Raw genomic sequence first — 12,429 nt, forward strand, 5'->3', positions numbered from 1 at the left:
TAATTTTTCTTCCGTATTAAAACTCTTAGAAACAGAAGGTTTTTCCAAACCTTTTGCTCCATGATAGTGATATTGCTTACACCAAAAGTCAAAAGTAGCAGCGGAGACTTTATATTCTCTACAAACCGAATGAGCTGTGTACCCTTGCTTAACGACTAGTTCCACTAGTTTAAGTTTAAAATCAAACTGATAATTCTGTTTTCTACTCATAAAAAATGCCCAAAAAAGTGTCTAACTTTTTGGGGCATGTCTATGAAGCTTTTTTTTGTTTTTAACTTATAAATTATCTTTATAGGTATATAAAAAAAATGCAGATCTATAAGCCGGATTCTGTATATGCCAAAGGCATATCCTTATCATTTATCTAGGCCATCAATTACTTGATGGCTCAATCTGCCTACCCCTTAAGCATCGGACGAGTAGCCCTTAAACGCTAAATATACATGGCATTTCACTGTATAGAGTTTACCTGGTTTCACTACAGCATTACCTGTACATACTTTCTGTTGCACTTGTCCTCATATCTAGAAGATACGGATGGGCGTTACCCATTATACCACTCTGTAGTGTCCGGACTTTCCTCTGATCTTTTAATAAAAACCAGCGATAAGGCGATCTGCACCATGGGGCAAAAGTAAGCTTAAAATAAGTAATATAAAAGAATCTTTTCTTTTTATTATTTCTGTTTCTTTTAAAAAAATTCCCTGGATTGAGTTCCAAGGTATAAAACATCGTTAAAGCCTCTATATTACTGTGCTTTAAGTTGCGTAAAGCAAAGATTTTTACTTATTTTTGTCTGAACAATAACCTATTGCTATATAACCGTGGACTTCACAAAAACAACCGAGCAAAGCTCCCTTTATGACAATTTACAACACGCTAATGCCTTACAGATACTTACTTGGATAAATCAAGAAGATCAAAAGGTCGCAATAGCCGTAGAAAAGGCAATTCCACAGATTAATGTAGTTGTACAAAAGATAGTTGAGATTATTCAACAAGGTGGCCGCTTATTTTATATAGGTGCCGGTACCTCAGGGCGTCTTGGAGTGTTAGATGCCTCGGAATGTCCTCCAACCTTTGGGGTAGATCCCCAAATGGTTATTGGTATTATTGCCGGGGGAGATACTGCACTTCGTTATGCGGTTGAAAATGCAGAGGACAATATGGAGCAAGGTTTTTTAGACCTTCAAGAGTTTAAAATCACATCCAAAGATTTTGTAATTGGTATTGCAGCCTCAGGCACAACTCCCTATGTTTTAAACGCCGTTAAAAGGTGTCAAGAAAACCAAATTCAAACCGCTTGTATTACTTGTAATTTAGGTAGTCCCTTGGCTAAAATTGTCGAGTTCCCCATTGAAGTTGTCGTTGGTCCAGAGTTTATAACGGCTAGTTCTAGAATGAAGGCTGGTAGTGCTCAAAAAATGGTATTAAATATGATTTCTACCTCTGTGATGGTTTTACTTGGAAAGGTTCAAGGAAACAGCATGGTTGACATGAAAATGACCAATAATAAACTAAGGGAAAGAGGAATAAGTATATTAATGCAGGAATTAGATATTTCATACAAAAAAGCAAATCAATTATTAAATCAATACAAAAACGTACGCCAAGCCTTAACAGGCTATAAAAATAAATAAACATGCAAGAACATACCACAGATCGAAAATTATTATACAAAGGGGTTCGCTTTTTATTATTTGCTCTACCTCTATTTTTTATAGGTCCTATTATTTTTTACAGTTCTTTAAAAAATCAAAATCACCCTTTATTTATACCCGTATTTGCCCTGGCTTGTTTTTTAATGCTAGGTTCGATGTTTTTATTATTCAAAGGGCTACAAACCATTATTAAATCACTTTTTTCAAAATAAGTATTTTTATGAAAGCTAAATTATTTTATTTTCTTCCCGTATTAGCCTTAGTTGCTACATCTTGTTATAAACAAGAAAGAAATTGTCAAAATTTTAAAACTGGGAATTTTGAATTTGTCGCAACCATCAATGGAGAGGAGAAAATTTCTCGATTTACGCGTACACCAGAATATGAAATAGAAACTTTCGAAGGCAAAACAGACACCTCTTCTATTCGATGGGTGAATGATTGTGAGTACGTCCTTCAAAAGTTACATCCAAAAAACATGGCTGAGAAAAAAGCCGTTAGTATGAAAATAATTACCACCGATGGAGATCAGTGTGTATTTGAATACGGAATTTTAGGAGATTCAAGACGAGAACGTGGAACCTTAACCAAAGTTTCCGATCTATAACAAACTACCTCATGGAAGTATTATTTACCCCAGATGCCATTGTAGCGTTTTTAACCCTAACTTTTCTAGAAATTATTCTAGGAATAGACAATGTGATATTTATATCTATTGTAACGGGAAAACTACCTGAACATCAAAGAAAAAAAGCCACTAGAATAGGATTATTCCTAGCTATGTTTTTACGAATTGCCCTTTTATTTGGAATTACTTGGTTAACCAAAATGGAAAAAACACTTTTTAGTGTACACTGGAAATGGTTCAGCGCAGAGTTTAATGGACAAGCATTAATCTTACTGGCCGGGGGAATATTCTTAATATATAAATCTACCAAAGAAATCCATGAGAAAGTAGCTCATGTTCAAGAGCAACAGCCCGAAAAAACGGCAAGTAGCCTTAAAGGAGTTGCAACAAAGAGCTTTGCTAATATTTTAATACAAATCCTAATGATTGACCTTATTTTCTCCATTGATAGTATTTTAACTGCTGTGGGAATGACAAACGGGCTTCAAGGAGCATTGTATATAATGGTGGCTGCAGTAATAGTTTCGGTGGGTGTTATGATGGTCTTTGCTGTGCCAATTGGCAGTTTTGTAAATAATAATCCTACTATTCAAATTCTTGCCCTTTCTTTTTTAATCTTAATTGGCTTTATGCTTACCACAGAAAGTATGCATATCTCTAATGCTGTGCTTGCCGGACAACATATCGGAGCTGTACCAAAGGGATATTTGTATTTTGCAATAGCTTTTTCCTTAATTGTAGAGTTTATTAATATGAAAATTAGAAAAGGCACTAAAAATCACTAACTAGAATTTTTAGTTTTAAACTAAAAATAACCGTAAAATAGTTTGTTTTAAAACAGCGAAAAAAAAACAGGTATCTAAAAGCTAAATATTTGCTATTAGTTACCTGTTTTTTTTATCTAAGTTCTATGTTTAATTGTATTAAAGTCTTGGAAAATCACAATTGCTTTTTGTAATTAATTCTCCTTTTTCTTTAGCCTGTAGATATCTTTGGGTAACAAAATCGATATCCTTAATGGTCTTTCGAGCCCAATCAATTCTTTTTTCTATAATTTGTTGGGGTGTTAATTTCCAATTCAAATCACTTTTTCGAATACGCGAGGTTAAATTCTGAATTACCAAAGCCGCAGAAACCGAAATATTTAAACTTTCTGTAAAACCTACCATCGGTATTTTCAAATAAGTATCCGCATTTTGCATGATGTAATCCGAAAGTCCTGTTTTTTCTGTTCCAAAATAAATAGCCGAAGCTTTGGTAATATCAAAGTCCTCTAAATAACAGGCATCAACATGTGGTGTGGTGGCAACGATTTGATATCCTTGTTGTTTTAATAGCTCTACCGACTCCTGGGCGGAGTTATAACGTTTTATATCTACCCATTTTTGCGCGCCTAATGCTATTTCCTTATCTATGGTTCTTCCAAACTTTTGCTCTATTACTCCTAGGTTTTGAACCCCAAAAACCTCACAACTTCTCATAACTGCACTTGTATTGTGCATTTGGTAAACATCCTCTGCTACAATGGTAATATGATTGGTACGGTTTTGCAATACTTGTTCAAAACGCTCAATTCTATTTGGAGTTAGAAAAGTTTCTAAGTACTCTAGATATTCTAGATCTTGAAATAGCTTTTGTGAATTATTCATTTTATCTTTCGTTTTTTCAAAGTGCAAAGGTAACAATAATATGGAAAAACGTTTAGTTGTGCTCTCTGGAGCTGGAATTAGTCAAGAAAGTGGTATAAAAACCTTCCGAGATCTCGATGGGCTTTGGTATGGACATGATATTATGCAAGTGGCATCTTTACAAGGCTGGTTAGATAATAAACAAATCGTACTGGATTTCTATAATCAAAGAAGAAAACAAGTACTTTGTTGTAAACCAAATTTAGCCCATAAACTTATTTGTGAACTAGAAACATACTATCAAACTACCGTTATCACCCAAAATGTAGATAACTTACATGAAAAAGCAGGAAGTAAAAATATAATCCACCTCCATGGTGAACTACTAAAGGTTAGAAGTACACAAGATTCTAATTTAATTTATCCCTGGGAGAAAGATTTACTACCACATCACACCAATGAACTAGGCCATTACTTAAGGCCGCATATTGTATGGTTTGGGGAAACGGTACCGTTAATGGACCTGGCTATTGAAAAAACCCAGCAAGCCGATATTATTCTAATCATAGGGACATCCCTGCAAGTTTATCCTGCAGCTTCCTTGGTAGAATATGCAAAAAAAGGTGCTAAGATATTCTATATAGATCCCAATGCTAGTTTAACTACAAATAGCAATCAACCTATTAGGCTAATAAAAGACAAAGCAACCAGTGGTTTAAAGTCCTTAATGCCTGAGTTAATACAAGATAGTCAAAGTACAGATTAAAAATATTTTAAAACAAGCACAAACGCCCCGAAAAGTTTGGTACTTTAAGGGGCGTTGTTTTCACCTTGTTTAACAAAGCTTATTTTTCTTACTTAAAAGAGTTTAAATTATTTTACTTGATTAAACTCTAAATTAACTTGTATCTGAACATCTTTTGCTATAGCCTGTCCGGTTGGATCGTAAGCAATATCAAAATCAAATCGGTTAATTGTTGTATTGGCTTGAAAACCTATCTTCGTGTTTCCTTGTCCATCATCGGCTAATAATCCACCATAAACTAACTCGAAAGTTACCGGTTTTGTAATTCCTTTTATAGTTAAGTTTCCTTTTAAAGCATACTTATCTCCTGCGATTTTTTTAATGGAAGTACTTTCAAACTCCATATTAGTGTACTTTGCCGTGTCAAAGAAATCAGCACTTTTTAAGTGATCATCACGCATAGAAATTCCAGTGTTTACACTGTTTAAATCTACCGTAAAATTAAAACTTCCCTGGGTTAAATCCTGGGGATTACCAGTAAATTCACCTTGGTAAGAATCAAATCTTCCATCCACATAAGAAATTCCTAAATGTTTAACCGAAAAGTTTAAAAAAGAATGATAGGTATCTACATTCCATTTGTCTTGTGCGAAACTAGCCACTGAGAATAAACCAGCAACTAAAAGTAATGTTAGTTTTTTCATAATCTATATTTGTATTTTTAAATTCTATTGCAAAGATAAAGCCACAAAAACACAAACCCCTTAACCTACATTAAGAACGTACTATTTATAAAAACAATCCTGGATATTATGGGAATTGATATAAATCACAAAAGTTAGCCTACCCTTTTTTATTTATAAAATGCGTCAAGGGCTTGATCAAGTCAAAAAGTCCAAGATATAAAAACAAAAAAGCTATCACTAAACGCGATAGCTTTTTGGGAAATTAATTCCATACTTTAACTTTTTTCATAAAGATCCATTTCATACAAACCTTTTCTCCCTTATCGGTTTTAAAAACTTTAAATTGAGGAGCTAAAACCGTTGCCACAATCCCACTGACAATAGATAGCCACACGCCTTGTAATTGGGTCAAATTAGCCAGTAATACACGAGCTATTATAAAAAACACTGCAAAACTGCAGAACTGTAATAGTAAAGATTTTGTACTTGCTTTCATGTTTACTTATTCTTTAGTTAAATATTTTCCTTTTTTACTTCCTTGGTAAAGCTCGTATTTTACAAAACGAGACTCTAATTTACCATTAAATAATTTAATTTTCCTAGAGGGTCTTAAACCTACAAACTTTAATGCCTCCACATTACCGGTAATAAACCATGCCTGGGTACCTGGATAACTTTGTTTTAAAGTATCCCCTATCTCACGGTAAAAACGCTCCAGATTAATATCTAAGCGCTCTCCATAAGGAGGGTTAAATACCATATGTAATGGCCCTTGGGTGGTTTTCTGGGTGTCAAAAAAATTGACCTCCTGTATATCTATATAATCTTGTAAATTAGCATTTCGCACGTTATCTCTGGCCTTAGATACCGCAGAGGGAGCTTTATCATAACCTTTGATTGTATAGTGAAATTCACGAACCTTTTTCATTAAAGAGTCTTCAATTTTTTCATATAAATCGGCATCCCAATCTCTCCAACGCTCAAAGGCAAACTCTTTTCGATTAATATTAGCAGGAATATTACATGCAATCATAGCCGCTTCGGTTAGCAAAGTACCTGATCCACACATGGGATCTAAAAAATCAGATCGCCCATCCCAACCACTCATTAATAACATACCGGCGGCAAGCACCTCGTTTATCGGTGCGATGTTTGTGGCAGTACGATATCCTCTATGGTGTAAAGAAGCGCCGGAGGAATCTAAAGATACGGTACATAAGTCTTTTTGAATATGTACGTTAATTCTCAAATCTGGATAATCCTTGTCGATGTTTGGCCTTTTTCCGGTATTCTCACGAAATTGATCCACAATAGCATCTTTACTTTTTAAAGCAACAAATAAAGAATTGTTGAAATTATCCGAAAACACGGTCGCATCAATTACAAAGCTTTGATCAGCAGTTAAATACTGACTCCAATCAATACTTTGGATCCCCTTGTATAAATTAGCCTCATTATATACCGCAAATTGGTGGATAGGTTTTAATATCTTTAAAGCAGTGCGCAAAGCTAAATTTGCCTTGTACATAAAACCTTTATCACCCTGAAAGCTTACCATACGTACCCCAGGTTTTACATGCATTGCTCCTAAGATTTGCAATTCTTTAGCTAAAGTTTCTTCAAAACCGAAAAAAGTTTTAGCAACCATCTTAAAATTTTCCATCTCTATAAATATATTTAGGAATAATTTGTTTACTCGTTTTAATCCACAAAAATAAAGTAAATTTGTAGGCTAATAAAAGATTATAAAACAAAAGTATGCCTAAACATGAAAAAGCATGGTATAAGAGTTGGTTTGACACTCCATATTACCATACTTTGTACAAAGATAGAGATCAAAAAGAAGCTGAATTATTAATTGATAACTTAACACATTATCTAAACTTAGACCCTGGGGCGAAAGTTTTAGATTTAGCCTGTGGTAAAGGAAGACACAGTGTTTATTTAAATTCCTTAGGTTATGATGTAACGGGTATGGATTTATCCACCAATAGCATTGAATCGGCCAAAGAATTTGAAAATCCTACACTTTGTTTTCAAGTCCACGATATGAGAGAGCCGGTAGATCAAAAATTTGATGCTATTTTTAATTTATTTACAAGCTTTGGCTATTTCTGTGAACCAGAAGATAACCAAAAAACTTTACAAGCAATGGGCAGCGGTCTTAGTCCATATGGATTAGGGGTTATTGATTTTTTTAATGTAGAGAAAGTCTTGGCTAATTTGGTGGAAAAAGAAACCAAAACAGTACAAGGAATAACTTTTGATATTACCCGTAGATATCAAGATGGTTTTATTTACAAGGACATTAGCTTTTTTGCCGATGACCAACAACACAATTACACGGAAAAAGTCAAAGCTCTACAAGTAAAAGACTTTGAACAAATGATGCAAAACCAAGGATTGTACCTTTTAGACACCTTTGGAGATTATAAACTTGGTAAGTTTCATCCTAAGGAATCCGACAGACTAATTATGATTTTTAAATAAGCTAATGGTTTACATAATACCCTTTATTTCGGTTATAGCTGGATATTTAATAGCTATACTTATCCAACCTAAAAACAAAAAACACATCAAGCTACTTATGGCTTTTAGTGGTTCGTTTTTATTAACCATCACCGTGACTCATTTACTTCCTGAGGTATATGATTATCAAAGCGCACATCAAATAACCCACGATCTAAGTAATCATAACCATTCAGATCACAAGAGTTTTATTGGGTTTTTTATTATGCTTGGTATTGTGTTTCAAATTGTTTTGGAATATTTCTCCAAAGGTGCCGAACACGGGCATGTACATTTACATAAAAAACTGGATAAAATCCCTTGGCTTTTATTCATTAGTTTATGTATTCATGCTCTTTTAGAGGGAATGCCTTTAAGTAAGCACCAAGAGCTTGCCTGGGGTATTGGTATTCATCATCTGCCTATATCGGTTATATTAACCGTATTTTTTATTCAAGGTCAAATGAAAGCAAAAGCAATTTTGTTTTGCATGGTGGTGTTTTCTCTTATGACGCCCCTTGGTACTTTGCTCTCGACAAATGTGCAATTTTTAAATCATTACTACCCACAAATTTCTGCGGTAGTGGTAGGAATATTATTCCATATTTCCTCCACCATTATATTTGAAAGCAATGAGGACCATAGTTTTAATATCAATAAATTACTTGCTATTATAACCGGTGTTATCTTAGCTTATTTTATATAATTAAAATCTACTGATAGAAAAACCAGCGGTGTAGAATTAATACTATAAACTAACAAAACAGTAGTAGCTAGGCATGCCCCAAAAAGTTAGACACTTTTTGGGGCATTTTTTATTGCTATAGCCTGTTTGTTTTGTATAAATTATCGCGCTACTAGTAACAGTTTTTGCAGCCAAGATGCTTTTAAAGGTACCTATCTTTTTCAGATCCGATACCAAAACTTAATTGAGTATAATAGTCTTTAACCTAGAAACTATTTGTGTTTTTTTATGTTTTTAAAACAAAGAAACAGTCCTTATCAAAACATCTGTCTTTGTAAATATTCCCTAGGTGTATAAGTAATGGTGTTTACCGTGTAAACACCCTATAACTCCTGTGATTTAACAAGTAGTATAGTTAAACAAATAACAGACTCCTCCATTTTTTTATCTGCCTTTTCATCTGCCTTTTTATAGCCTTGTAAAACGAGAAAAAGGCCACTTTTTTTAAAAGTGACCTTTTTTTTATATTTTTTAAATATTTAATTATTTTTTCAAATATTTACGATAACCAAAATAAGAAGCTGTACTTAATAAGATACAGAACCCTAAAGAATACCACACTATCGACGGGGTGATTACCTGTTCACCTTGCGCATAAGAGTGTAGACCACTTAAATAGAAGTTTACTCCAAAGTAAGTCATCATAATAGAGTAAAAAGCAAAAACACTAAATACATTAAAAATCCATGTTCCTCTTAAAGCAGGTACAAAACGAGCGTGGATTACAAAGGCGTAAACCATAATACTAATTAAAGCCCAAGTTTCCTTTGGGTCCCAGCCCCAGTAACGTCCCCAACTCTCATTGGCCCATTGACCTCCTAAGAAGTTACCAATGGTTAAAAGAACAAGTCCTACTGTTAATGCCATCTCATTGATATAGGTAAGTTCTTTAATATTAAGATCCATTTTCTTTTTATTCTTACTGTTAGTTAGGATCATCAAGATTAAAGAAACCACCCCTAGAATCATCCCAAGGGTAAAAGGACCGTAACTAGCCACAATAACCGCAACGTGAATAATCAACCAATATGAATTTAAAACAGGTTGTAGATTAGCAATAGCTGGATCCATATAATTTAAATGCGCTCCCCAAAGAATCATTCCTACCACAAAGGCAGTAGAGGCAATAGTAAGCTCACTTTTTCGACCAAAATATAATCCAAATAATGCCGTTGCCCAAGCCACATAAATTACCGATTCATAAGCATCACTCCATGGAGCATGTCCTGAAACATACCAACGAACTCCTAATCCTGCTGTATGGATAACAAATAAAACAACTACAGCCCAAGTGAAAATTCGGATAAATAACCTACTAATTTTAGTAGACTTGATAATATCTGCAATAATGAAAACAAACATAAACAAGGCCACCAACATATAATAAGAATATAGAGTCTTGAAGATGTCATATTTATTATACTTAATCTCAAATTTAATCTTATCGGCAGAAGGCATCACTTGCTTACCCATGGTCTGTTGATAGGTTTTTATATGAGATAAAAACTCATCTGCTTTGGTGTAATCTCCCGTTTCTTTGGCTTGAAACAAGGTAGGAACATACATTCTTGGTAGAATACTTTTTGTAAAAACAGAATCCATACCTGTTATTTCCACGTCATTTAACTCAAGTGGAGATACCCATTTATTATTCTCATCGCCTGGAATTGGAAAAACAGTCAGAATACGAGTCGTAAAGGCTGCATTTAATAGCGCCATTTTCCCATCCATATCCAAGAAGTCTTTATCAAATTGATTTTTAATCGGTGAGTGATTTGCATCCTCAACCACTTGTGTCAACTTATAATTACCTTGATCGTCGAAAAAGTCCATAAAAGCGGCATGCTTTGTTCCCTTGGACAGACCTAAGATATCGGTCATCTTCTCATTACCTCTTGGTAGAGTGATAATAGGAGCATAATACCAATAGTTAGGAGCTCCTTGAATTTGCTGAGCGACTGTAAATTGAGTCATGGATAAGAAAACTTGATCGGGATTTAACCCCTGATAAGTTTCTTTTTTATACACCTTTCTTAAGAGTTCAGAAGCGAAGGTATTAATGGGTTTCATACGTCCTCCGTAATCTTGAATAACAAGCTCTCCGAATTTAGCGGCATGCTCGGCAGATACAGCTGTACTTTTAACAAGTGAATCTATCACAGCAGGTGCTGGTCGTGAAGGAGTCTTGTGCTCATGTTGTGCAAAAGCACTAACAGAGAAAAGCAAAACTAAAACACTTAATAAAGAGGCTTTCTTGGCTCTAATTTTATCTAGTTTGCTTCTTAAATCACCAAAACGTGTGTTTTTATCAAATAAAATTGCTAACATACCAATGTATAAAAAGAAATATCCTACATAAGTAACCCAAGTTCCCCAAAAGTCATGATTGGCCGAAAGAATAGTACCTTTCTCATCTCTATCAAATTCTGCCTGGAAAAATCGATATCCTTTGTAATCTAAAATATTATTCATGTAAATTCTAGCATCGAAAGATTCGCTACCATCAATAACTGTAACCTGACTCTCAAAAGAAGAGTAACTGGTTTGTGTTCCAGGATATTTCGCTGCAATGAATTTATTTAATCGTATTTGAAATGGAGTTTGGTAAATCTTACTACCAAACATAAGGGTAAATTCTAAATCTCCTAGTTCAATACTTTGCGGCTCTCCTACTCTTCCTGCCTTACCAATTAAAGTTACATCTTGCTCTAAACCTTGACTTTTTACCGTCACTATTAAAGCATCTGTGTTGTGTCTGTTTTTGTAATCTCCATCGGAAACCAAAATCATATTTCCTTTCACCGGTAGCTCCGGAAGTACAAATTGAGTACCAGCAACCGAATATAAAGAACGGAAATTTAAAGGCTGCTTCTCTCCTGCAAATACATCTCCTGTACTTTGATCGGCCATAACCATGTAATTACCACCAAAAGGAGATTCCATGTAAAAACCATCGGAATCTTCCAAAATATTAATGGCTCCATCTGTAGGTTTATTATAGGCAAAAAGCACATTGTGAATACTAACTACCTCTCCTTCTTTTAAAAAGTGTTCATGTCTATCGCCATCCCCACTCTCTACAAGTTTTAAAAACTTAGTACCATTTTCATCAGGCTGAATCTGCTCGACGGCTCCCATAATAAAGTCTTTGTAAACTACTTCAAAAGGAACTCCGTTGAACTCTTGATTGATGGAGAAATCATTTTTCCTAGGAGTTTGATCTGAAAAGAGTTTTTCTTTTTCAAAAGTTCTCCTTCTAACCTCTCCCTGATATTCACCATCGGTCATAACGGTAACAAAGGTGTCTTGTGAGTAAATGCTATCAGCGGTTTCCCCTTCTCTAATTGGCATCATTCCCTCAAAACTAATATAACGCGTGATAAACGCTCCAAGCATAATTAAAATAAATGCTGCGTGAAGCATTAATGTTGCCCATTTCTCTTTCTTCAATAGTTGGTATCGTTTAATATTCCCAATGAAGTTTATAAGAAATAACAACATAATCATCTCAAACCATTTGGCGTTATAAATTAGTATACGTGCAGTGATTGTGTTATAACGGTCTTCTATGAAAGTCCCGATAGCTAGAGCCACTGCAAATACAATAAATAAAACAGCCATTAATCTTGTAGATGAGATAAAAGATATAATTTTTTTGTCCATGAGTTGTTAATACATTGTTTTACAATGCAACAAAAATAACCAAAAACACAAGTACTACGAGCAATTTAACTTATTATTTAGTTATGATTTTATTGTGAGCGCACACTAAAATGCTATACATTTGCATTATTCAAGAATTTTTAAAGAGCAGAAAAAATATTTTTC

13 protein-coding genes and 1 other RNA gene are annotated in these 12,429 nt (G+C 34.3%); 7 read left to right on the forward strand and 7 right to left on the reverse strand.

What is annotated here, in order from left to right:
- The coding region (locus tag ACYSNV_RS07610) for a transposase (protein ID WP_461761967.1) at positions 1-210 on the reverse strand (210 nt) is incomplete at its 3' end.
- 93 nt (positions 211-303) lie between these two features.
- Positions 304-623, reverse strand: an RNA gene (gene rnpB, locus ACYSNV_RS07615) — RNase P RNA component class A.
- Between the two features lie 201 nt (positions 624-824).
- On the opposite strand from rnpB, the gene murQ reads away from it, so the two are divergent.
- From murQ to ACYSNV_RS07635, 4 genes are read left to right on the forward strand one after another with little or no spacing between them, the layout of a single operon-like run.
- A complete protein-coding gene (gene murQ, locus ACYSNV_RS07620) occupies positions 825-1,640 on the forward strand; it encodes an N-acetylmuramic acid 6-phosphate etherase (protein WP_461761968.1) in 816 nt (271 codons plus the stop codon).
- 2 nt (positions 1,641-1,642) lie between these two features.
- Positions 1,643-1,873 carry a DUF6095 family protein gene (locus ACYSNV_RS07625; RefSeq protein ID WP_461761969.1) on the forward strand — a complete coding sequence of 77 codons (231 nt, stop codon included), beginning with the start codon at positions 1,643-1,645 and terminating at the stop codon, positions 1,871-1,873.
- Between the two features lie 8 nt (positions 1,874-1,881).
- Entirely contained in the window at positions 1,882-2,268 is a 387-nt protein-coding gene (locus ACYSNV_RS07630; protein WP_461761970.1) for a DNA topoisomerase IV, read from the forward strand.
- A gap of 11 nt (positions 2,269-2,279) precedes the next feature.
- The gene (locus ACYSNV_RS07635) at positions 2,280-3,074 is read left to right on the forward strand and encodes a TerC family protein (RefSeq protein ID WP_461761971.1); all 795 of its coding nucleotides are present in this window, start codon (positions 2,280-2,282) and stop codon (positions 3,072-3,074) included.
- A 138-nt stretch (positions 3,075-3,212) separates the two neighbouring features.
- Here the strand turns inward: ACYSNV_RS07635 and ACYSNV_RS07640 are convergent, their stop codons facing one another.
- On the reverse strand, positions 3,213-3,938 hold the full coding sequence (locus ACYSNV_RS07640) for a TrmH family RNA methyltransferase (RefSeq protein WP_461761972.1): 726 nt from the start codon (positions 3,936-3,938) through the stop codon (positions 3,213-3,215).
- A gap of 40 nt (positions 3,939-3,978) precedes the next feature.
- On the opposite strand from ACYSNV_RS07640, the gene ACYSNV_RS07645 reads away from it, so the two are divergent.
- Positions 3,979-4,683 carry a Sir2 family NAD-dependent protein deacetylase gene (locus ACYSNV_RS07645; RefSeq protein ID WP_461761973.1) on the forward strand — a complete coding sequence of 235 codons (705 nt, stop codon included), beginning with the start codon at positions 3,979-3,981 and terminating at the stop codon, positions 4,681-4,683.
- 107 nt (positions 4,684-4,790) lie between these two features.
- Here the strand turns inward: ACYSNV_RS07645 and ACYSNV_RS07650 are convergent, their stop codons facing one another.
- From ACYSNV_RS07650 to ACYSNV_RS07660, 3 genes are all read right to left on the reverse strand, one after another.
- A complete protein-coding gene (locus ACYSNV_RS07650; protein WP_461761974.1) occupies positions 4,791-5,366 on the reverse strand; it encodes a YceI family protein in 576 nt (191 codons plus the stop codon).
- A gap of 244 nt (positions 5,367-5,610) precedes the next feature.
- Positions 5,611-5,844 (reverse strand): hypothetical protein, encoded by a 234-nt coding sequence (locus ACYSNV_RS07655; protein WP_461761975.1) that lies wholly within the window; start codon positions 5,842-5,844, stop codon positions 5,611-5,613.
- A gap of 6 nt (positions 5,845-5,850) precedes the next feature.
- A complete protein-coding gene (locus ACYSNV_RS07660; RefSeq protein WP_461762086.1) occupies positions 5,851-6,996 on the reverse strand; it encodes a THUMP domain-containing class I SAM-dependent RNA methyltransferase in 1,146 nt (381 codons plus the stop codon).
- Positions 6,997-7,106: 110 nt separating this feature from the next.
- Between ACYSNV_RS07660 and ACYSNV_RS07665 the strand changes: the two genes are divergently transcribed.
- Entirely contained in the window at positions 7,107-7,838 is a 732-nt protein-coding gene (locus ACYSNV_RS07665; protein WP_461761976.1) for a class I SAM-dependent methyltransferase, read from the forward strand.
- Between the two features lie 4 nt (positions 7,839-7,842).
- Positions 7,843-8,562 carry a ZIP family metal transporter gene (locus ACYSNV_RS07670; RefSeq protein ID WP_461761977.1) on the forward strand — a complete coding sequence of 240 codons (720 nt, stop codon included), beginning with the start codon at positions 7,843-7,845 and terminating at the stop codon, positions 8,560-8,562.
- A gap of 522 nt (positions 8,563-9,084) precedes the next feature.
- Here ACYSNV_RS07670 and ACYSNV_RS07675 read toward each other — a convergent pair.
- Entirely contained in the window at positions 9,085-12,264 is a 3,180-nt protein-coding gene (locus ACYSNV_RS07675) for a cytochrome c biogenesis protein (protein WP_461761978.1), read from the reverse strand.
- Positions 12,265-12,429: the final 165 nt, after the last annotated feature.

The organism is Myroides sp. LJL119 (assembly GCF_054871605.1).